Here is a 22,035-nt window from a genome sequence, read left to right as displayed (position 1 = left end):
GGCCGGCATTGCCCGGTCGGTCCATTGCATAGCCAAATCAACTCCCTCTCTCTCCACATCCACTGCGAGTCCGACATGAATTCCACACGCATTGCCCGTTTCCGTCCGTCCACCATGCGCCGTGCCCTGCTCGGCGCCGGCCTCCTGCTGGGCAGCGCCGGCCCGCTGATGGCGCAGGCCGATGACAGCGTGCTGCCCCAGATCACCGTCACCGACAGCGCCGACAAGAAGAAGCTGGCCGAGAAGGTCAGCAGCGGTGCCCTCGGTGATCGCTCCGAACTGGAGACGCCGTTCTCCACGCGTGCGGTCAAGAGCGACGAGATCGAAGATCGCCAGGCCACCTCGCTGGCCGAGGTGCTGAAGTACGACGCCAGCGTCAGCAACAACAGTCCGGTCAATGGCACGCACCCGGCCACCATCTCGGTGCGCGGCCTGCGCCTGGATGACCTGAACGGCTACAAGATCGATGGCCTGGCCAACATCAACCGCGGGACTGAAATGCCGCTGGAGATGTTCGAGCAGGTGGAAGTACTCAAGGGCTTGTCCGGCTTCATGTATGGTTTCGGCTCGCCGGGCGGGATCATCAATTACGTCACCAAGCGCCCGACCGATGACACCTTCTTCGCCACCGATCTCGGCTATGCCAGCGGTGGCACCTGGAAGGAACATGTCGATGCCGGCGGGCGCTTTGGCGAGGACCAGCGCTTCGGTTACCGCGTCAACCTGGTCAACGAAAGCGGCGATACCGAGGCCGATCACGGCAGCATCAACCGCCAGTCCATCGGCGCATCCTTCGATGCCCGCCTCACCAGCGACCTGACCGTGCGGCTGGATGCCATCTACCAGCGCCGCATCGCCACCGGCGGCACCGATGTCATCGTCAGCGGATTCAGGATTCCTTCGCCGCTGGATGGCACGACCCGGCTCTACAGCAATGGCTCCTTCACCGATGTCGATTACCGCCTGGTGACGCTGAGCGCCGACTACCGTCTTTCAGATGACTGGAAGGCCAGCGTCGCCGTGCGTCACTCCGAATCGGTACGCATCTACAAGAAGGACCAGTACTACATCACCAGCAACAGCGGCAATTACCGTGACCGTGTGACCTCGGAATACCACGGCTATGAATTCAACGAAGCGCAAGCCATGGTGCAGGGCAAGGTGCGCACCGGATTCCTCCAGCATGAGCTGGTGTTCGGCGCGATGGCGCAGAACCTGCTCTCGACCTCCTCGGTCAATACGCCCAAGCCTTACATCGGCACCGGCAACCTGTATGCGCCGACGATCTACTCGGCCGACAGCGTCAACTACAGCGGCGGCACTTATCGCGATGAAAAGACCACCCAGACCGCGCTATTCGCCAGCGACACGATGAAGTTCGACGACCGCTGGTCGGTACTGGCCGGTGTGCGCTATACCAACTACATCGATACCGCCTACAGCACTGCCAACACCACCAGCGCGCGCTTCACCGCCAATCCGCTGAGCCCGACGGCAGCCGTGATGTACAAGCCGCGCGCCGATACCACGGTCTACGTCAGCTATGCCGAGGCATTGGAGCAGAGTGCCTCCGCGCCGACCACCACCGTCAATGCCAACCAGACCTTCGCGCCGATCAAGAGCAAACAGGCTGAAGTGGGCGTCAAGACCGAGCACGACGGCTGGAACGGCAGCCTGGCACTGTTCCGCATCGAGCGCGGCTCGCAGTACATCAACAGCGCCAACGTCTACGTGGCCGATGGCCAGAGCGTGTATCGCGGCGTGGAAGCCAATGGCTCGCTGCAGCTCACGCGTGATTTGAGCCTGGATGGCAGCGTGATGGTCATGGGCTCGGAGATCACTCATGCGGCGGCCGCGGTCAACGGCAAGCGCGCCGTCGGTGCAGCCGATATGCAAGCCGGTGCGCAATTGACTTACCGCGTGGCAGCGTTGCCGGGGCTGCAATTGCATGCCGGCGCGCAGTATGTCGGCACCATGGCGCTGGATTCGGCCAATGCCAACATGCTCTCGCCGTACAGCCTGTTTGATGCCGGGCTGAACTATCGCACCCGCATCGGTGGCCACATGACGACCTGGAGCGCCAACATCACCAACCTGGCCAATCGCAAGTACTGGACCTACTATCAGGAAACCTACCTGAACGTGGGTGCGCCGCGTACCCTGAACCTGAACGTGCGCGCAGACTTCTGAGTGCCAAGGTTTTCCTGATTCGGAAAGGATGAAACAACATGATCGGTGGCCTGTTCTCCCGTCAGCCCGCAAGGGCCTGTGTCTGGCTGAGCGGCTTGCTGCTGGCCGCCAGCCTGGCGCAGGCCGCCGATCGTGATGATCGCCAGACCAAGACCCCCTACGCACCACGCCAGACGATGGCCAGCCTGGAGCCGGTTCCGCCTGGATATGAACCGGTGTTCACGCAACTGCTGGCGCGCCATGGATCACGCGGGCTGACAGGGATGAAATCCGATCTGGCCTTGTATCACCTGTGGCAGCAAGCCGAACAGGAGGATGCGCTGACCCCGCTGGGCCGCGAACTGGGACCGGCCTTGCAGGCCATGCTGCGCGCCAACTTCCTGCTGGGGGCCGGGGTGCCCGGCATCAGCCAGCCCGGCTATGGCAACGAGACCCGGACCGGCTTGCAGGAGCATGCCGATCTGGCGCACCGGATGGTGCAGCGCCTGCCCGGCCTGTTCGATCAGGCCGGCAGCGCCGGGCGCGCGGTGGTCGTGGTCAGTTCCGGCAAGGATCGCGCAGTGGACAGTGCCGAGGCCTTCACCCGGGCGCTGCTGGTGATCCGCCCTGGTCTGCGCGACCAGGTGCAAGGGCCGTCCAGCGATGCCTATCTGCTGTATTTCCACCGTTTGCCCAAGACTCCCCCGGCAGAGACCTCCGGCGCGGATCCTCAGCAGGCGCTGCGCCTGCAGACCTGGCGCGACAGCCAGGCCTACCAGGCTTATGCCCGCAGTCCGACCTTACAGGCGCAACTGGCCCGCATCCGGCAGGATCCGCGCTTGCAGGAGGCGGCCGATGTGGTCCTGGCACGGCTGTTCAAGCCGGATTTTCTGAGCCGGCTGGGGCAGGGGAGATACCGTTTCAGCAACAGCGGCACGCTGACATTTACCAGCGCCGATGGCCGTTACACCAACACGCTGACCGGCGATGGCCGCAGCGTGATTGTCAACGGGTTGCAGGCCGCCTGGGCGCTCTACGACCTTTATGCCATCAGTGCCGGCATGCGCAGCGAACTGGAGCAGGCTGGCAGCGATGTGAAGGAATTTGAACGATTCATGCCGCCGTTGGCGGCGCAGCGTTACGCCGAGGCTGAAGATGCTGAAGACTTCTACAGCAAGGGGCCGGGCATGGTGGAGCAGGGCGATGTGACCTGGCGCATGGCGCGCATCCTGCTGCAGGATTTTTTTGATGAGGCCGATGCCATTGAACGCGGTCAGCGTCGCCATCTGGCCAAGCTGCGGTTCGCCCACGCCGAGATCGTGATCCCGCTGGCTGCGCTGCTGGGCCTGCCCGGCGCATCGCAGCAGGTGGCTGAGCGCGAACCCTATGCCCCGGCCAGCAATGGCTGGCGTGGTGCGCAGATTGCGCCGATGGCTGCCAACCTGCAATGGGACATGTTCGCCAATGCCGCAGGCCGCACCGTGGTGCGCCTGCTGTACAACGAAGCGGAGATGGATTTCAAGCCGGACTGCGATGCTGCGCGGCTTTCGCCGGGCAGCCATTACTACGACTATCGCGCCTTGCGGGCCTGTTACGGATCGGCCCGCAAGGCCGAAGAGCACAATCAGAACTGATAGCTCACGCCCACCCGCAGCACCGGATACAGGTTGTAGCCATGCACCTTGTCGCTGAGCTGGGCGTTTTCGGCCGCCACGTCGGTGGCCAGGCGCGCGCAGATTGCGGCGGGGGCGTTGCAGCCGGAGTTGCTGACCGAAGTCGAGGCATTGCCCTGGAACATCACGCCCAGGTCGGCCGTGAAGCCCCAGCCCGGCTTGGCCGGGGCGACTGCGTTGCCCCAGCCCAGGCCCACGTAGGGCGCGAACTTCTTGAAATCGATGCGGCCATCGACCTGGCCTGCCTGTGAAGCGGTATAGACGTTGCCATTGATGGTATAGATGCCGTTGGCCTTGGGTTTGCCGGTGGCGTCGATCTTGTTGCCGTTGTAGACCACGCCGCCGGAGAGGCGGAAGCCGTTGTCGAACGGGAACCAGTCCAGCAGCGCATCGAAGGTGCGCAGCTTGGCTTTGGCATCGTAGTTCACATCATTGGTGCTGGAGTTGAAGGAATAATCAAAATAGTTGACCCCGAAGCGGGCATTGAGCTGTTGCGCCAGCGGCACGCTCAGGTGGACGCCCACGCCGGTAGTGCCGAGTTCGCCACTGAGGCCGAGATTGGCGGCCTGGGCGGTGCTGCCAAGGGCAGCCAGGCTGATGAGACAAGCGCAGGAAAGTTGGAAACGGTGCACGAAGAAATCCCCCGGGATTGAAGATGAAAGACGGTCAGATGCCGTCCATCGCAGCCTAGGGTTTGGCGCATCGCTCTGTAAAGCGCGACAATACCGAAATGCAATCAAAAAGCGGCAGGACGAAGACGCCGCGTGACATTGGCACCACAGACGGCGGTTTCAGGCTTGCTGTAGATGCCGCTCCGGCAACAGGTCCTGACCCTTTGATGCACATCAATGCGGTCCTGCAGTGATCTGTCTATTCTGCAAGCTCCAGTCAATACCAGCTCGCCCGGTGGGCTCGCGGCCCAGCGCATGTGCGCGCCGCGTCAGTCCGGCGTGGCAGCCGGCCAGGAGCATCGCATGCAAGTCGCCCATCCGTCCATCCTGCATCCATCCGCCAGTCTCGCCGGCATGAACAAGGCCGTCCTGCGCAAAATGGACCAGCGTGGTCCGCGTTACACGTCCTATCCCACGGCAGATCGCTTTTCGAGTGACTTCGCCGTCACCGACTACCTGCATGCGGTCTCCGACCGCCGCAACATGAGCGCCTGGCGGGCGCTGTCGCTGTACCTGCACATCCCGTTCTGCGACACCATCTGCTATTACTGCGCCTGCAACAAGATCGTCACCAAGAACCGCGCCAAGGCCGCGCTCTACCTGAGCTACCTCAAGCGCGAGATCAGCATGCAGGGCTCGCTTTTCTCCGGCATGAACCAGGTCGAGCAGCTGCACTTCGGTGGCGGTACGCCGACTTATCTCTCGGACGAGCAGATGTCGGACCTGATGAACCATATCCGCCACAGCTTCACGCTGGCTCCGGATCACGTCGGTGAGTATTCGATCGAGATCGATCCGCGCACGGTGTCGGTGGCGCGTGTCCACAAGCTGCGCGAGCAGGGCTTCAACCGCATCAGCCTGGGCGTGCAGGATTTCGATCCGGAAGTCCAGCTGGCGGTCAATCGCGTGCAATCCGAAGAACAGACCCTGCAGATCATCGCTGCCGCGCGTGAAGCCGGCTTCCGTTCGGTCAGCATTGACCTGATCTACGGGCTGCCCAAGCAAAACGTGATGTCGATGTCGCGCACGCTGGCCAAGGTCATCGCCGCCAGCCCGGACCGCATCGCCGTCTACAACTATGCGCATATGCCGGCGCTGTTCAAGACCCAGCGCCAGATCAAGGAAGAAGACCTGCCCAGCGCCGACAGCAAGCTGGACATGCTCTCGCTGTGCATCCGCCAGCTGACCGGCGCCGGTTACGTCTACATCGGTATGGATCACTTCGCCAAGCCCACTGACGATCTCGCCATCGCCCAGCAGCAGGGCCGCCTGCATCGAAATTTCCAGGGCTACTCCACCCATTCGGAGACCGACCTGGTCGCGTGCGGCGTCTCGGCCATCAGCGCCGTGGGCGGCAGCTACAGCCAGAATGAAAAGACCCTGGACGGCTATTACGCCCGTCTGGAAAATTCCACGCTGCCCATCGCCCGCGGCATCCAGCTGGGCATGGACGACGTGCTGCGCCGTCTGATCATCCAGCGGCTGATGTGCAATTTCGAGCTGTCGATCAATTCGCTGGAGATCGCCTATCCCATCGTCTTCCGCGAATACTTCGCGCCGGAGATGGAAAAGCTGAAGCAACTGGAAGAGGACGGCCTCATCAATATCGAACCCGAATGGATCACGGTCGAGCCCAAGGGCCGTCTGCTGATTCGCAACATCTGCATGGTGTTCGATCGCTACCTGACCCAGGACCGCGAAAAAGCCGCAAGCCAGAACAAGGACACACCGCAGCGTTATTCGCAGACCGTGTGAGCGGGGCGCGTCGATGAACCTGCTGCCGATCTTCCTGGTAGGCCTGATGGGCAGCGTCCACTGCATCGGCATGTGCGGCGGCATCATCGGTGCGCTCAGTTCAGCCGCGCCGCCGCGCGCGCCCGCCCCGGCCGCACAGGCGCTGGCCATGGCCGCAGCGCCGGGGCGTGCGGTGCATCGCATCATTCCCCTTCATGTCGCCGGCTCCGCCCAGGCCCAGGCCCAGGCCTTCGGTCAGGATCTGGTGCGCGTGCTGGGCTACAACCTCGGTCGCCTGTCCAGCTACGCGCTGGCCGGCGCGCTGGCCGGTGGCATCGCCGCCGGACTGTTGCGCGGTGCCGATGTGCTGGGCTGGCTGGCACCGGCGCAGACGGTGGCCTACATCATCACCAATCTTGTCCTGATCTTGCTGGGGCTGTACCTCACCCAGTGGTGGAGCGCCCTGTCCCGCATGGAGCAATGGGGTAGCGGTCTTTGGTCCCGACTGCGTCCCCATGCAGCGCGGCTGGTGCCAGTGGATACGCCTGCCAAGGCGCTGCTGCTGGGCAGCCTGTGGGGCTGGCTGCCGTGCGGGATGGTCTACAGTGCCTTGCTCACCGCCCTCATGGCCGGCAGCGCCGTGCAAGGCGCGCTGACCATGCTGGCCTTCGGGGCGGGCACCTTGCCGGTGCTGCTGGTGGCCGGCATGTCCGGTGCACGCTTGCGCCAGTTGGCTGCGCGCCCTTGGGTGCGGCGCAGCGCCGGCGTGATCGTCTTGGCCTTCGGGTTGTTGGGTTTGCTGCGTGCCGCCGAGATTGGCGGCCTGGGCATTGCGCGCGGCTGGATCGACGTGTTCTGCGTCAGCCCGGTGCACGGAGGATGAGCATGCACGACGACGGGAGTGATGCGGCGAACCTGTGTTTCCATTGCGGCCAGCCTGTGCCGGCGGGGGAGTCCTGGACGCTGGACATCGGTGGGCTCAACCGGACCCTGTGCTGTGTGGGCTGCCAGAGCGTGGCCCGGCTCATCGTCGAAAGCGGATGTGAAGATTTCTACCTGCGGCGGACCGTTCCCTCTGCCCGCATCGATCCAGAACAGTTGCTGCCACCCGAGCTGGCCTTGGTGGATCTGCCTGGGCAGACGGCCGAAGGTGAAGTTTCTGACACAGGGGACCACGCGCAGGAATTGGTGCTTTCCATCGATGGCTTGCGCTGCGCCGCCTGCGTCTGGCTGATCGAGAAATACCTGGCCCGTCTGCCCGGTATCGACATGGCCGAACTCAACGTGGCCAGTGCGCGCCTGCATATCCGCCGTGATCCTGCGCGCTGTTCTACTTCCACCATCCTGCGCGGCCTGCATGGCCTGGGTTATACGGCCTACCCCTTCGATCCGCTGCGTCAGGGCGAGCAGGCGCGCCGCGCCGGCCGCCGCCTGTTCCGCCAGTTGTTCATCGCGGGGCTGTCGATGATGCAGGTGATGATGTATGCCATCCCGGTCTACATGACACATGAAGGCATCGATCCCGACATGATGGCGCTGATGCGCTGGGCCAGTCTGTTCCTGACCATTCCGGCGGTGTTCTATTCGGCCTTGCCGTTCTTTACCGGTGCCTGGGCAGGACTGCGGGCGCGTGCGCCGGGCATGGACCTGCCGGTGGCGATCGGCATTGCCGCGGCCTTCACCGGCAGCGCCATTGCCACTTGGCGCGGCGAGGGTGAGATCTGGTTCGACAGCGTGAGCATGTTCATTTTCCTGCTGCTGGCCAGCCGCTATCTTGAGACTGCCGCGCGGCGCAAATCGGCGGCAGCGCTGGAGCGCATGCAACAGGCTTTCCCGGCATCGGCGCTGGTACTGCGCGGGTATCCGCTGCAACGTGAGACGACGCTGGTGGCCGCCAGCCAATTGCAGGCCGGTGACGTGATCCTGGCCCGCCCCGGTGACACCATCGCCGCCGATGCCTGCCTGCTCGAAGGCGTGGCTGAACTGGACCTGGCGCTTCTGTCAGGCGAAAGCCGTCCGCAAGCTTTCCAGCCCGGTCAGGAAGCGCCGGGCGGCGCGGTCAACCTGAGCCAGCCGGTGCTGCTGCGTGTGGTGCGCACCACACGCGATAGCACGCTCGCGTCCATCACCCGTCTGGCGGAGCAGGCCGGACAGGGCAAGCCGGCACTGGCGCAGTGGGCCGACATCGTGGCCTCGCGTTTCGTGGTGGCCTTGCTGCTGCTGGCGGCGATCACTTTCATTGCCTGGCATCTGATTGATCCGGCGCGCGCCTGGGCTACAGCGATTGCGGTGCTGGTGGTGTCCTGCCCCTGCGCGCTGTCGCTGGCGACGCCATCGGCCCTGGCTGCCGCCGCCGACCGCCTGCTGCGCGAAGGTACGCTGGTCGTGCGCGGCAACGTGCTGGAAACCTTGCAGCGTGCCGATACCATCCTCTTCGACAAGACCGGCACGCTCACGCAAGGCCGGCCGCAGATGACGGCGCTGTGGAGTTGCATTCCCCAAGCGCAGGCCCTGTCGGTAGCCGCTGCCATGGAGCGCGGCAGTCTGCATCCTCTGGCCAAGGCGCTGGTGGAGGAGGCCGCGCGTCGTGGCAGTGCCGCTTGCGACGTCGCCGAACTCGGCTCCGTCACGGGGGCGGGCATGCATTGTGTCATCGATGGCGTCCCGCATCGCCTGGGCGCGCGCCACTTCGTGGCCGAGATCGCAGGACAATCCATGCCTGCCGAACTGAACCAGCCCGCTGCGGCAGCGGCCGGTTCGGTCTATCTGGGCAACAGCCAAGGTTGGCTGGCGCGCTTCGACCTGGCCGATGCACTGCGTTCGGATACCGTGGAGACGGTGGCTGCTTTCCGTGCGCAGGGGTTGCGGGTGATCCTCCTGAGCGGTGACCAGCCCGAGGTCTGCGCCGAGGTGGCAGCGGCCGTCGGTATCGATGAAGTGATCGCCGGCTGCACGCCGCAACGCAAGCTGGAGGTGGTGCGCCAATTGCAGCAGGGCGGGGCGGTGGTGGCCATCGTCGGCGATGGCATCAATGACGCCGCCATGCTGCGCGCAGGCGATGTCTCCTTCGCGATGGGCAAAGGTGCGGCTCTGGCCCAGGTCAGTGCGGATGCCGTCATCATGAGCGATCGCCTGTCGGCCGTCGCGCAATGTGCGCAGATGGCCCGCCGGACCATGCGCATCGTGCGTCAGAACCTGGTGTGGGCCAGCGTCTACAATTTCCTCGCCATTCCGGCGGCGGCTTTCGGACTGCTTGATCCGTGGATGTCGGCGGTGGGCATGTCGGCCAGTTCGCTGCTGGTGGTCGGCAATGCGCTGCGCCTGAGCCGTGCCACGCGCGCGGCACGGCAGGTGCCGGCAAGTGTTCCAGCGGTCCAGCCAGCGCTGGCGGGAGGGGCCTGATGGAAGCGCTCTATCTCCTCATTCCACTCAGTACCTTGCTGGTCTTCCTGGCGATCTGGGTGTTCTTCCGCGCCTCCGACGGCGGTCAGTTCGATGATCTCGAAGGACCGGCCATGCGCATCCTCCACGACGACGACATTGCCCCGCAGCAGGACCGGCACGATCCCGCCTGAGCTGCTCTCGCGCCTGCCCGTTCGTGCAAATAACGCCGCAATTGCCTGCATTTTTCTTTGGCTCTCTTTCCACTTGATACACGTCAATGCCCCCCGGAGGCTTGCCCCGTAAGCTCGCATTGAACAGTACTCAACAAAGTGGGGAGAGTTTCGTGAGCAAAGAAAATAGCTACAACTACACGGTTGTGCGCCAATTCACCGTGGCGACCATCCTGTGGGGCGTAGTCGGTATGCTGGTCGGCGTGATCATCGCCGCCCAGCTGGCATGGCCCGAATTGAACATGGGGATTCCCTGGCTGAGCTTCGGCCGGCTACGTCCCTTGCATACCAACGCAGTGATCTTTGCCTTCGGCGGCTGTGCGCTGATGGCAACCTCGTATTACGTCGTGCAGCGCACCTGCCAGGTGCGGCTGTTCTCCGACTTCCTGGCGGCCTTCACCTTCTGGGGCTGGCAGCTGGTGATCGTCGGTGCAGCCATCACGCTGCCAATGGGACTGACCCGCGGCAAGGAATACGCCGAGCTGGAATGGCCCATCACCATCCTGATCGCCGTCGTCTGGGTGGCCTACGCCGTGGTGTTCTTCGGCACCCTCGTCAAGCGCAAGGTCAAGCACATCTACGTGGCGAACTGGTTCTACGGTGCTTTCATCATCGCCGTGGCCATCCTGCACATCGTCAACGGCATGACCATGCCGGCCACGCTGACCAAGTCGTACTCGATGTACAGCGGCGCACAGGATGCCATGATCCAGTGGTGGTACGGCCACAACGCGGTGGGCTTCTTCCTGACCGCCGGCTTCCTGGGCATGATGTATTACTTCATCCCCAAGCAGGTCAACCGTCCGGTCTATTCCTACCGCCTGTCGATCGTGCACTTCTGGGCACTGATCTTCACCTACATGTGGGCCGGTCCGCACCACCTGCACTACACCGCATTGCCTGACTGGACCCAGTCGCTGGGCATGGTGTTCTCGCTGATCCTGCTGGCACCGTCCTGGGGCGGCATGATCAACGGCATGATGACCATGTCGGGCGCCTGGCACCAGTTGCGTACCGATCCCATCCTGAAGTTCCTGGTGGTCTCGCTGTCCTTCTACGGCATGTCCACCTTTGAAGGTCCGATGATGGCCATCAAGACCGTCAACGCCTTGTCCCACTACACCGACTGGACCATTGGCCACGTGCACTCCGGTGCCTTGGGCTGGGTCGGTTTCGTCACCATGGGGGCGATGTATTACCTGATTCCGCGCCTGTCCGGCAAGACCCAGATGTGGAGCAAGGACTTGATCGAGATCCACTTCTGGGTTGCCACCATCGGTATCGTGCTCTACATCGCCGCCATGTGGATTGCTGGCGTCATGCAAGGCCTGATGTGGCGTGCGGTCAATGCCGACGGCACCCTGACCTACAGCTTCGTCGAAGGGGTCAAGGCAACCTACCCGTATTACATCATTCGTCTGATGGGCGGCCTGATGTACCTGTCCGGCATGCTGGTGATGGCCTACAACACCTGGCGCACCATGCGCGGCACCGAACTGGCTGTCGCACCGATTCCTGCCGTGACCAACGCTGCGCACTGATTGGGGGAAAGTATGAAGTTTTCGCATGAATGGATTGAGAAGAACCCCTGGCTGCTCATTGGCCTGGTGCTGCTGGTGGTCAGTGTGGGTGGCCTGGCCGAGATCGTGCCGCTGTTCTTCCAGAAATCGACCACCGAACCGATCGCCGGCCTCAAGCCTTATTCGGCCCTGCGCCTGGCTGGCCGCGACGTTTACATCCGCGAGGGCTGCTACAACTGCCACTCGCAGATGATTCGCCCGCTGCGCGCCGAGACCGAGCGTTATGGCCACTACTCGGTCGCCGGCGAGTCGGTCTATGACCACCCCTTCCAGTGGGGTTCCAAGCGCACCGGCCCGGACCTGGCCCGCGTCGGCGCCCGCTACAGCGATGAATGGCATCGCGCCCACCTGCACAACCCGCGTGACGTGGTACCGGAGTCCAACATGCCGGCCTACCCGTGGCTGGAGCAGGCCAAGCTGGACAACTACGACATCGTCTCGCGCATGAAGGCATTGAAGCGCATCGGCGACCCGTACACCGAAGAAGACATCAAGAATGCCCCGGCCGAACTGGCCGGCAAGACCGAACAGGATGCGCTGATCGCCTACCTGCAAGGCCTGGGCATCCTGATCAAGGCGGAGAGATAAGACCATGATTGAAATGTTGACCGACCCACGCAGCCTGATCACGCTGATCAGCTTCATCACCTTTGCCGGCATCCTGTGGTGGACCTATGTCGGCCACAAGCCCGCTGATTTCAAGCAAGCCGAGATGATCCCCTTCGCCGACGGCGACATCGGCCAGCCCGCTGCCGACAGCAGCGACAAGGAGGTGCGTCATGGCTGATTTCACCAGTGGTTTCTGGAACATCTGGATCATCGTCCTGACCGTGCTGGGCATCGCCGGTTGCGCGCTGCTGCTGTGGCAGCAGTCGAGCTGGAAGGTCAAGAAGGGCGACCAGCCGGTTGCCGGTTCGACCACCGGCCACGTCTGGGACGACGACCTGACCGAACTGAACAACCCGCTGCCGCGCTGGTGGATGTGGCTGTTCTACATCACCATCATCTTCTCGGTGGGCTACCTGATCGCCTATCCGGGCCTGGGCAACCTGCCCGGTACCTTGGGCTGGCGTTCGACCGGCGAGCATGATGCCGACGTCAAGCAGGCCGAAGCCAAGTACGGACCGCTCTTCGACAGCTACCTCAAGAAGGACCTGAAGGTGGTGGCCGCCGACCCGCAGGCCCATGCCATCGGCGAGCGCCTGTTCCTGACCTACTGCGCGCAGTGCCACGGTTCGGATGCGCGCGGCAACAAGGGCTTCCCCAACTTGACCGACAACGATTGGCTGCATGGCGGCACGCCCGAGATCATCAAGGAAACCATCCTCAAGGGCCGTCACGGCGTCATGCCGCCCATGGCTGCAGCGGTGGGTACCGACAAGGATGTCGACAACGTCGCCAACTATGTGCTGAGCCTGTCCAATTCGGCCCATGATCCGATCAAGGCCGAACTGGGCAAGTCCAAGTTTGCCGCCTGCATGGCTTGCCACGGCCCTGGCGGTGTGGGCAACCAAGCCCTGGGCGCGCCCAACCTGTCGGACAAGATCTGGCTCTATGGCGGCAGCATCGACACCATCAAGGAGACCATCAACAAGGGCCGCGACAACACCATGCCGGCGTTTGGCGAATTCCTCGGTGAACCCAAGGTACATGTGCTGGCGGCCTATGTCTGGAGCTTGTCCAACAAGCCCAGCAACGCAGAGGCCAAGTAGGCCCCGATGAGCAGTTGAACCCGCGCCGGGGCCGACGCAGACACAGAGCTGCGCGGCCCCGGCGTTCTTCGTGATGGCCATATCGGCCGCGCCCGGCCAAGGGGCGCATGACAGAGAGCGAAAGCAGAGCAGGCAAGACCATGAACAAGGCCGCAATGACACCCAGGCAGGGCAAGGAAGGGGACCCGCCACCCGAGGCAGGAACGCAGCAGGATTTGCCGACGAAGGAGAGCAAGGATGAATACGCCGTCATCCGCATGTATGCCGCGCGTGAACAGATCTACCCGCGCGAGATCCAGGGACGCTTTGCCAGCCTGCGCTGGCTGTGCGTATTCCTGACGCAGCTGGTGTTCTACGGCCTGCCGTGGATCAACTGGAACGAGCGCCAGGCCGTGCTGTTCGACCTGGCCTCACGCAAGTTCTATCTGTTCGGCCTGGTGCTGTGGCCGCAAGACTTCATCTGGCTGGCCGCGCTGCTGATCATCTGCGCCTTCAGCCTGTTCCTCTTCACGGCCATCGCCGGCCGCGTCTGGTGCGGCTACGCCTGTCCGCAGACGGTCTACACCGAGATCTTCCTGTGGATCGAACGCCGCATCGAAGGCAACCGCAGTGCCCGCATGCGCCTGGACCGCCAGCCCTGGTCGTTCGACAAGCTCTGGCGCAAGTCCGCCAAGCACCTGGCCTGGGGCGGCCTGGCCCTGTGGACCGGCATCAGCTTCGTCGGCTACTTCTCGCCGATGCGCGAGTTGTTGCCGGAAATCGGCCAGTTCGCACTGGGCCCGTGGGAGAGCTTCTGGATCGCCTTCTACGCCTTCGCCACCTATGGCAATGCCGGCTGGATGCGCGAGCAGGTCTGCAAGTACATGTGCCCCTATGCCCGCTTCCAGAGCGCCATGTTCGACCGTGACTCCCTGGTCATCACCTATGACAACGCCCGTGGCGAGCCGCGCATGCCGGCGGCCAAGGCAGCCAAGCTGCAGGAGGGGCGCAAGGCGGGCGATTGCATCGACTGCACCATGTGCGTCCAGGTCTGTCCGACTGGCATCGACATCCGCCAGGGCCTGCAATACATGTGCATCGGCTGCGCGGCATGCGTGGATGCCTGCGACAGCGTGATGGACAAGATCGACCGCCCGCGCGGCCTGATCCGCTATTCCACCGAGAACGCCATCGAGCAGGGCTTCTCGACGCCGGAGATCCGCCGCCGCCTGTTCCGTCCGCGCATCCTGATCTACACCGCCATCCTGGGTGCGGTGATCGCGCTGTTCCTGGGCTCGCTGGTGGTACGCACGCCGCTGAAGCTGGACGTGATCCGTGATCGCGGTTCCATGGGCCGAGAGGTGGAGGACGGCATCATCGAAAACGTCTACCGCTTGCAAGTCATCAACACCGATGAGCGCGGCCATCGCTATCGCATCAGTGCGAGCGGTATCGAAGGACTGACCGTCGATCCGGCCGGCCCCATCGAACTGGCCGCCACCCAGACGCTGATGGTGCCGGTGCGGGTGAGGGCGCCGCATGGAGCGGGTGAGTCCGGTTCCAACAAAATTCACATCGAATTGCAGGCCGAGGACCAGCCCGCGCTGCATGTCAGCGAGAAGGCCGTCTTCCTGGTGCCGCGCCGCTGAGGGCGGCAGCTGGCAAAAATCACATGAACCAAACGTCATATCGAGAGGAAACCATGCAGACTGTCTCCCCCAAGCTTGGCAACACCGCTCCCTGGTATCGTCACCGCTGGCCCTGGCTGCTGATGTCCGGCCCGGCCGTTGTGGTGGTAGCGGGGATCTTTACCGCCTGGCTGGCCATCTCGCGGGCCGATGCCCTGGTGGCCGACGATTACTACAAGCAGGGCAAGGCCATCAACAAGGACCTGCGCCGCGATCATGAGGCGCAAAGGCTGGGCGCGGCCATCGGCATCGCCTATGACCCGGCCGCTGCCGTGCTGCGCGGCCGCCTGCAGATGCGCCAGGTGCCTGCCGCCGGCGAAGAGGGCCAGACCCTGGTGCTGAACCTGGTGCACCCGACCCAGCCGGCCAAGGACCGCACGCTGCTGGTGCGTCCGGCCGCCGATGGTAGCTTCTCGGTACCGCTGGCGGAGATGGAGCAGGCACGCTGGCGCCTGGTGGCCGAGGACGGCAGCCATCGCTGGCGCCTGCACGGGTCCTGGGTGTGGCCGCAACAGCGCAGCATCGAAATGAATGCGGAGGCCTACGCACCGGCCGAATAATGCGCTAAGCTGGAGTGAAGCCGGCTTCAAGACCGGCCATCTTCGGATGAAACTTCATGCGTCAAGGAGACAGCCATGCGCAAACAGCAACGCAATCTTGCCATCGTGGTCTGGGTGGCTTTCCTGATGGCCATCGCGGCCGAGGGCGTGTTCTTTTCCCTGTTCAATCCCGAGGAGCTGGCCATGGTGTCCGGCCACGAATGGGAAGCGCTGGGCGCCTATACCGTCGGGTTCTTCTGTTTCTGGGGAAGTTTCGCCGTCTGCGGCCTGCTGGCCGTGAGGCTGACGCGCGCCCTGCCGAGAGAGCGCTTGCGTCATTACGTCCAAGGCTGAACGCCTTGGAGCGCTTCAATCAACATTGAATAGACTGGGGTTGGCTCGAAGCCGGTGATGCCACCGGTTTCAAGCCTGTATGCCCTCAGCTGGCTGCTCGCGCGGTAGCTGCTGCCGCCGGTGCCGGTGTGCAGGCATCGACGCCGGCCGCCAGGCGCTTGAGCGCGGCCAGGTCCACCACTTCCACATCGCGTTGTTCCACCGCCAGCAGGCCTTGCTTGCGGAACTTGGAAATCAGGCGGCTGATGCTTTCGATGGTCAGACCCAGGTAGTTGCCGACGTCCTGACGCGTCATGCGCAGCTGGAAGCGCGTCGAAGAATAGCCGCGTGCGGCATAACGTGAAGACAAATTCACCAGGAAGGCAGCAAAGCGCTGCTCCGCACGCATGTTCCCCAGCAGCATGATGACGTTCTGTTCGCTGGTGATCTCGTGGCTCATCATGCGATGGAAGTGACGCAGCAGATGCGGGATCTGGCCGAACAACTGTTCCAGGCGGGCAAACGGGATCTCGCAGACTTCACTGTCCTGCAGGGCCACTGCATCGCATTGATGCTGCTCGGTGCTGATGGCATCCATGCCCAGCAGTTCGCCAGGCATCTGGAAACCGGTGATCTGGCGGTCGCCGTCGAGGTTTTCCTGATAGGTCTTGAAATGGCCCACACGCACGGCGTAGAGCGCGGTGAAGCGGTCGCCGATACGGTACAGGAAGTCATCGCGGGCGACTTTGCGGCGGCCGATGATCTTGTCCAGGCGTTTCATGTCGGATTCATCCAGGCCCATGGGCAGGCACAGCTGGTGCATGCCGCAGGCGGTGCAGCTGCGCAGCGCAGAGCTGGCGGCGGCTTCGCGCGCGGCAGTCAGCGGCGAGCATTGGGTCAGGGGCGCGGCGGCGTTGTTGGCAGCGGCGAGCGAAGTGGAGTGGCAAGGCTGGTTCATACGATGTTCCCGGCGGACTTGTGGCAATCGAATGACTCGATTTTAAGTGCGCGGAACGTGATAGGCAGCACAGTATTCCCGAATCAGACGGCATTTCTTGTCCCAGATCAAACTTGGTCCAAGTAGGCGCCCGAAAGGGCGGGCAGGCTTACCGTGTGATGGCGGATTTCACCTAAAAACATCAGAACTGACGGCCAATGACGACGGCTGACAGTACGTGGAAGAGAAGCGGCCTTGATGGGGGAAAGTGGGCGGTATCGCGGGGTTACCGGGGACCCGCGAATGCCCTTCCATGCGACCGTCTTGTTGTTGAAACTTCAGAGCCTTCGTGGCTTCCTGAATGGGGCTGCCTTGGCTTCTGTTCAGGCTTCTGCCGTAGGTTTGCTCATGTCCGGCAACGGCAGCGGAGTGCTGGTCGGGCGGCCACGATAGTCGGTCCAGCACAGGCGCTTGAAGTCATACAGCTTGCAGCGGCGCGCCGTGTCGAAGTACCAGCGCCAGGAGAAGCGCTGGATCACGATGCGGCCGGGCAGCATGGTTTCCAGTTTCTTCTGGGCTTGCTTGAGACGATACAGCGGCACGCTCATGTCCACGTGGTGCGCGGTGTGTTCCATGATGTGATGCAGCAGCGAACCCCAGTAGCGGCCGAAGGTCAGGTGCACGGTGGTGGAAACGAAGGGTTGTGCAGCAGCCCAGGTGATCTTGTCTTCATACCAGGCCACCGAGGTATGCGTATGGTGCACATACACCACGAAGCCGATCATGGCCTTCCAGAACAGCAGCGGAATCGCAAAGCCGGTCACCAGCAGGGTCCAGAAGGATTGTTCAGTCGCCTGCGCGGCCCAGGCCAGGCCGGCGATCCAGACGACGGCGACGGCGGTCACCAGTACGCCATCCCACATGAATTCGGCGCGGCGGGTCGGCATCTGTTTCTTCGAGGGGAAGTACATGCGCTTCCACCACATGTCGATCATGTAGTACAGGCCGGGACCGAAGCCGCTGCGGTAGATGCGCTCCAGGCGCTGACGCCAGCGCGGCAGGGCGCGGAATTCTTCCAGCGAGCGCGGCTGCCAGACGAAATCAAAACCCTTCAGGTTGGTATAGCCATGGTGCACCACATTGTGACCGACTGCCCACAGGCTATAGGGCGTGAGCGAGGGCATGAACAACAGGCGGCCGAGCCAGGTATTGAGCTTGCGGCTGGGCGTGAAAGCCTGGTGGCAGGCATCGTGGCCGAGGATGAACAGGCGGCCGATGATGAAGCCATTGACCACGCCCAGCGCGATCTTGGCCAGCAGCCACGGGGCCCAGACGATGGCCGCCAGGCTGGCACCGAACAGGCAGAAATCCAGTACCGACAGTGCCAGGGCGATGGCCGTGCTGCGCTGGCTGATGGGGATCACCCAGGAGCGGATGATCTTGCGATGGGGCATCGGCGCGCCGGGCGCGACCGGGGTATTGGGGTGCGAAGTCGTCGACATCGTAATTAACCTCTTCCTACTATCAAACGGTGGACGGGCGGAGCATGCCGCAGAGACTGCTCCAGCTAACGCTGCAAGGGCGGATGGCGTTGCAAGAAATGGCGGCCGGGAAACCGGTGGCGGGGACGTTAGCGCGGATCCCAAAAAACAACGCGACCGGTCATCATCGATGACGGATCGCGCCGTTTGGGTGCGGCAAGAATACCTTAGAAACGGTAGCCCACGCCAACGCCGATCAGCCACGGGTCGATCTTGACGCTGGAAATCTTGGTGCCGGAAGCAGTCTTGACGTCGCTGGAGATCTGCACCTTCTTGATATCGAAGTTGATCAGCCAGTTCTTGTTGATCTTGTAGTCGGCACCGATCTGCAGGGCGCCGCCGACGCTGTTGCTGTCCAGTTGCAGGCCGTTGGCCAGATCCACGCCGGAGATGCGGGTGTAGTTGATACCGGCACCGACGTAGGGGCTGAAGACTGCTTCAGGCATGAAGTGGTATTGCAGCAGCAGGGTTGGCGGCAGGTGCTTGAAGGTACCGATCTTGGTGCCGTCCAGACGCACGTCCTGCTTTTGCGGATAGGTCAGCACCAGTTCGGCGGCGATGTTCGGGGTGAAGAAGTAGCTGATGTCGAGTTCCGGAATCACCTTCTCGTTGATGGTGATGCGGTCCGAGGCGCCGGCGCCGTTGACCTGGTCGGACTTGTTTTCCGGGCTCAGATCAACGGCGCGCACGCGCACCAGCCACGGGCTTTGCGCTTCTTGCGCGAACACGGGAGCAGCGGCGAAGGAGGAAGCCAGGGCGGCAACGGCGGCGGTGATGGTGACGATTTTTTTCACGGTGTTTTACCTGTCGAGTGAGGATGTCCGAAAGGTACGCGTGAAGCTTTCTGCAGGCTTTGATGCCGATCAAGCGCGTGGATACATCGGGCAAAAATGCCCTCGCCGGCGGGAACTTGCCACGCAAAAACGACACAAGCCCCGGCCTGCTTGAACAGGCTGGGGCTTGGTGTGCAGCGTGGCGGATATCCGGATCGCTATCAGGATATCCGCCTGTGCGCGTGGATTCCGCTTACTCCTTGTAACGCGCTTCGCGGGCCAGCTTGGTCAGGTTTTCCGGATCTTCGAAGGCCTTGTAATAAGCGTTCAGTGCCGGGGCACCGCCGAGGTGGGCATACAGCACGCGCTGGCCCTTGAAATGGCCCTTCTTGGCCATGTCGATCAAGCCATCGATGGATTTTCCTTCATACACCGGATCGGTCAGCATGGCTTCCATTTCGGCGGCGGTGCGGATGGCGGCGATGGTCTGCTCGCTCGGCAGGCCGTAGGCCGGGCCGCTGTAGTCGGGGATGATCTCGATGTCGGCATCGCGCACCACCACGCGCTTGCCACCCTTGGCGGCGATCAGTTCGCTGGTGTCGTTGGCGATCTTGGTGACGGCGCGGCGGGTCATGGCTTCATCGTCGGCGGTGTCGATGCCGATCACGCGGCGGCGCTTCTCCTGGGCGGCGAAACCGACCACCATGCCGGCCTGGGTGGAACCGGTACAGGTCGCCACCACGATGTTGTCGAAGAAGATGCCCAGCTGCTGTTCCTGCATCGCCACTTCGTCGGCGAAGTTGGCATAGCCCAGGCCGCCCAGCGGGTGGTCCGACGCGCCGGCCGGAATCGCATAGGGCTTGCCGCCCTTGGCGCGCACTTCTTCCAGGGCACGGGCCCAGGTGTCTTTCTCGGTGGTGGAGTAGCCATAGCCGCCCATGATCGGGTTGCCGCCCATGATGCGGGTCAGCAGGATGTTGCCGACCTTGTCGTAGACCGGATCATCCCATTCCAGCCAGGTTTCCTGCACGGTATAGGACTTCATGCCCACGGCGGCAGCGGCCGCGCAGACCTGGCGCGTGTGGTTGGACTGGATGTTGCCGATCGAGACCAGGGTGTCGCAGCCCTTGGCCAGGGCATCGGCCACCAGCCATTCCAGCTTGCGGATCTTGTTGCCGCCGAAGGCCAGGCCCGAGGAGACGTCATCGCGCTTGGCCCACACTTCCACGCCCAGCATGGCGGACAAGCGTTCCAGCTTGTGGATGGGGGAGGGGAAGAAGCCCAGGGTCTTGCGAGGGAAGAGTTTGTCGAGTGCCAGCATGGAGTGCTCCGGTTCAGTTGGATGGTCGAAAGGGGTCCGAATCTGGTTCGATTCATGGTGAATCGCCGGGATCAACTTTACGCCGGAGGATTAAAATGGTGCTTCCGAATTTATGGCATGATTCGTGATGAAAAAGCGATGTAAATTATTTTATGCAAAGAAAATTGCGATAAACAAGATTTTAGAGAAAGATTCATCATGTCACTGGACCGCATGGACAAGCGCATCCTCAAGGCGCTGCAGAAGGACGGCCGCATCGGCAATGCCGAGCTGGCCAAGAAGCTGGGCATGAGCGCCACCGCCTGCTGGAACCACACCAAACGGCTGATGGATGAGGGCTATGTGAAGGAAGTGCGCGCCATCCTCGACCCCGAGAAGCTGGGCCTGCCGGTGCTGGTGACGGTGGGCGTGGTGCTGGACCGTTCCACTCCCGAAAGCTTTGCCGAGTTCGAGAAAGCGGTGCGCGAGATCGCCGCCGTGCAGGAGTGCCTGCTGCTGGCCGGGGAATTCGACTACTGGATCAAGCTGCGCGTGAAGGACCTGCAGGCCTTCAACCGCCTGCACGCCAATACGCTGCTGCGGCTGCCGGGCGTGCGGCAGTTGCGTTCATTCTTCGTGCTCAACGAAGTGAAGAACAATCCGGAACTCGTGGTGGAATGAGGACTCTGCGTTCCTTTCATGCACACCCTATACTGCATCTTTTGTCTTCACCCTCAAGGATCTGCTGATGACCACTTCTGCTCCTGCCACCCTGCGCGGCCTCTATCCTCCCATCGAACCGCATGACCACGGCCTGCTCGACGTCGGTGATGGTCACCAGGTCTACTGGGAAGTCTGCGGCAACCCCAAGGGCAAGCCGGTGGTATTCCTGCACGGTGGCCCCGGTGGCGGTTGCGGTCCTTCGCACCGCCGTCTCTTCAACCCGGAGAAATACCGCATCGTCCTGTTCGACCAGCGCGGCTGTGGCCGCTCGCTGCCGCATGCCAACCTCGACGCCAACACCACCTGGGATCTGGTGGCCGACATCGAACGCCTGCGCGAACTGCTGGGCATCGCGCGCTGGCAGGTCTTCGGAGGCTCTTGGGGCAGCACGCTGGCGCTGGCCTACGCGCAGACCCATCCGCAGCGCGTGACCGAACTGGTCCTGCGCGGCATCTTCCTGCTGCGCCAGGCCGAGCTGGATTGGTACTACCAGGAGGGCGCTTCGTGGATGGTGCCGGATCGCTGGGACGAATTCCTGGCCCCGATCCCGGCCGCCGAGCGCGGCAACCTGGTGCATGCTTACCGCAAGCGCCTCACCGGCGACGACGAAGCCGCCAAGCTGCAGGCCGCGCGTGCCTGGAGTCGCTGGGAAGCCAGCACCATCACGCTGGTGGCCGATGAACGCCTGATCGATTCTTTCAACGATGCGCAATTCGCGCTGGCCTTTGCGCGCATCGAGAACCACTACTTCTTCAACAAGGGATTCATGGAGGAGGGACAGTTGCTGGCCAATGCCTCGCGCCTGGAAGGCATTCCCGGCGTCATCGTGCAGGGCCGCTACGACCTGGCCACCCCGGCCAAGTCGGCGTGGGACCTGCACCAGGCCTGGCCCGGTTCGCAATTGCACCTGATCGACAGCGCCGGTCACGCCTACAACGAACCCGGCATCCTTGATCAGCTGATCGCGGCCACCGATCGCTTCGCCGATCTGTGACGCCATGACCGTGAACGCGGCCAGCGATCTGGCCGCACCGTCTGTCTGACGCTCCCCTTTGCGGAAGCGTTTTTT

General features: G+C 63.1%; 20 protein-coding genes. 15 read left to right on the top strand and 5 right to left on the bottom strand.

The annotated features are described in order from the left end of the window. Positions 1-75 precede the first annotated feature (75 nt). Together E2K99_RS16480 and E2K99_RS16475 are read left to right on the top strand one after the other, a co-directional pair. A complete protein-coding gene (locus tag E2K99_RS16480; RefSeq protein WP_240733735.1) occupies positions 76-2,190 on the top strand; it encodes a TonB-dependent siderophore receptor in 2,115 nt (704 codons plus the stop codon). 38 nt (positions 2,191-2,228) lie between these two features. Continuing rightward, entirely contained in the window at positions 2,229-3,803 is a 1,575-nt protein-coding gene (locus E2K99_RS16475) for a histidine-type phosphatase (protein WP_134222911.1), read from the top strand. Here the strand turns inward: E2K99_RS16475 and E2K99_RS16470 are convergent. After that, entirely contained in the window at positions 3,794-4,348 is a 555-nt protein-coding gene (locus E2K99_RS16470; RefSeq protein WP_134224133.1) for an AsmA family protein, read from the bottom strand. The genes E2K99_RS16475 and E2K99_RS16470 overlap by 10 nt on opposite strands. A gap of 468 nt (positions 4,349-4,816) precedes the next feature. Here E2K99_RS16470 and hemN point away from each other — a divergent pair, with 468 nt between their 5' ends. From hemN to E2K99_RS16415, 11 genes are all read left to right on the top strand, one after another. Continuing rightward, positions 4,817-6,268: an oxygen-independent coproporphyrinogen III oxidase gene (hemN, locus tag E2K99_RS16465; protein WP_134222910.1), complete on the top strand. Its 1,452-nt coding sequence runs from the start codon at positions 4,817-4,819 to the stop codon at positions 6,266-6,268. A 13-nt stretch (positions 6,269-6,281) separates the two neighbouring features. Continuing rightward, the gene (locus E2K99_RS16460; RefSeq protein ID WP_134222909.1) at positions 6,282-7,130 is read left to right on the top strand and encodes a sulfite exporter TauE/SafE family protein; all 849 of its coding nucleotides are present in this window, start codon (positions 6,282-6,284) and stop codon (positions 7,128-7,130) included. A gap of 2 nt (positions 7,131-7,132) precedes the next feature. Beyond that, positions 7,133-9,649 (top strand): heavy metal translocating P-type ATPase, encoded by a 2,517-nt coding sequence (locus E2K99_RS16455; protein ID WP_134222908.1) that lies wholly within the window; start codon positions 7,133-7,135, stop codon positions 9,647-9,649. Beyond that, on the top strand, positions 9,649-9,822 hold the full coding sequence (gene ccoS, locus E2K99_RS16450) for a cbb3-type cytochrome oxidase assembly protein CcoS (protein ID WP_134222907.1): 174 nt from the start codon (positions 9,649-9,651) through the stop codon (positions 9,820-9,822). Before E2K99_RS16455 ends, ccoS begins: the two co-directional genes overlap by 1 nt. A gap of 152 nt (positions 9,823-9,974) precedes the next feature. After that, positions 9,975-11,402: a cytochrome-c oxidase, cbb3-type subunit I gene (gene ccoN / locus E2K99_RS16445; protein WP_134222906.1), complete on the top strand. Its 1,428-nt coding sequence runs from the start codon at positions 9,975-9,977 to the stop codon at positions 11,400-11,402. A 12-nt stretch (positions 11,403-11,414) separates the two neighbouring features. After that, a complete protein-coding gene (ccoO, locus tag E2K99_RS16440) occupies positions 11,415-12,029 on the top strand; it encodes a cytochrome-c oxidase, cbb3-type subunit II (protein ID WP_039784824.1) in 615 nt (204 codons plus the stop codon). Positions 12,030-12,033: 4 nt separating this feature from the next. Further along, positions 12,034-12,228 carry a cbb3-type cytochrome oxidase subunit 3 gene (locus tag E2K99_RS16435; protein WP_121042212.1) on the top strand — a complete coding sequence of 65 codons (195 nt, stop codon included), beginning with the start codon at positions 12,034-12,036 and terminating at the stop codon, positions 12,226-12,228. After that, entirely contained in the window at positions 12,221-13,153 is a 933-nt protein-coding gene (gene ccoP, locus E2K99_RS16430; RefSeq protein ID WP_039784826.1) for a cytochrome-c oxidase, cbb3-type subunit III, read from the top strand. The genes E2K99_RS16435 and ccoP overlap by 8 nt, the downstream gene beginning before the upstream one ends. Before the next feature lie 140 nt (positions 13,154-13,293). Continuing rightward, positions 13,294-14,781 carry a cytochrome c oxidase accessory protein CcoG gene (gene ccoG / locus E2K99_RS16425; protein WP_134222905.1) on the top strand — a complete coding sequence of 496 codons (1,488 nt, stop codon included), beginning with the start codon at positions 13,294-13,296 and terminating at the stop codon, positions 14,779-14,781. A gap of 53 nt (positions 14,782-14,834) precedes the next feature. Next, a complete protein-coding gene (locus E2K99_RS16420; RefSeq protein ID WP_134222904.1) occupies positions 14,835-15,380 on the top strand; it encodes a FixH family protein in 546 nt (181 codons plus the stop codon). A gap of 75 nt (positions 15,381-15,455) precedes the next feature. Beyond that, the gene (locus E2K99_RS16415) at positions 15,456-15,713 is read left to right on the top strand and encodes a hypothetical protein (RefSeq protein ID WP_039784829.1); all 258 of its coding nucleotides are present in this window, start codon (positions 15,456-15,458) and stop codon (positions 15,711-15,713) included. Positions 15,714-15,798: 85 nt separating this feature from the next. Here the strand turns inward: E2K99_RS16415 and fnr are convergent, their stop codons facing one another. The 4 genes from fnr to E2K99_RS16395 all read right to left on the bottom strand — a co-directional run bounded on the left by fnr (position 15,799) and on the right by E2K99_RS16395 (position 20,264). After that, positions 15,799-16,650 (bottom strand): fumarate/nitrate reduction transcriptional regulator Fnr, encoded by an 852-nt coding sequence (gene fnr, locus E2K99_RS16410; protein ID WP_039784830.1) that lies wholly within the window; start codon positions 16,648-16,650, stop codon positions 15,799-15,801. A gap of 362 nt (positions 16,651-17,012) precedes the next feature. Next, positions 17,013-18,083: a fatty acid desaturase gene (locus E2K99_RS16405; protein WP_134224132.1), complete on the bottom strand. Its 1,071-nt coding sequence runs from the start codon at positions 18,081-18,083 to the stop codon at positions 17,013-17,015. 254 nt (positions 18,084-18,337) lie between these two features. Then, a complete protein-coding gene (locus E2K99_RS16400; RefSeq protein ID WP_134222903.1) occupies positions 18,338-18,964 on the bottom strand; it encodes an OmpW/AlkL family protein in 627 nt (208 codons plus the stop codon). 232 nt (positions 18,965-19,196) lie between these two features. Next, positions 19,197-20,264 carry a 1-aminocyclopropane-1-carboxylate deaminase gene (locus E2K99_RS16395; RefSeq protein WP_008330525.1) on the bottom strand — a complete coding sequence of 356 codons (1,068 nt, stop codon included), beginning with the start codon at positions 20,262-20,264 and terminating at the stop codon, positions 19,197-19,199. 198 nt (positions 20,265-20,462) lie between these two features. Between E2K99_RS16395 and E2K99_RS16390 the strand changes: the two genes are divergently transcribed. After that, positions 20,463-20,924: an Lrp/AsnC family transcriptional regulator gene (locus tag E2K99_RS16390; protein WP_017454720.1), complete on the top strand. Its 462-nt coding sequence runs from the start codon at positions 20,463-20,465 to the stop codon at positions 20,922-20,924. Between the two features lie 67 nt (positions 20,925-20,991). Next, positions 20,992-21,960 carry a prolyl aminopeptidase gene (pip, locus tag E2K99_RS16385; RefSeq protein WP_134222902.1) on the top strand — a complete coding sequence of 323 codons (969 nt, stop codon included), beginning with the start codon at positions 20,992-20,994 and terminating at the stop codon, positions 21,958-21,960. Positions 21,961-22,035 lie beyond the last annotated feature (75 nt).

It is taken from the genome of Herbaspirillum huttiense (assembly GCF_004367745.1).
In the GTDB taxonomy this organism is placed as follows: Bacteria; Pseudomonadota; Gammaproteobacteria; order Burkholderiales; family Burkholderiaceae_D; genus Herbaspirillum; species Herbaspirillum huttiense.
The sequence above is the reverse complement of the archived record's forward strand: the minus strand, read 5'-3'. Positions and strand labels throughout refer to the sequence as shown.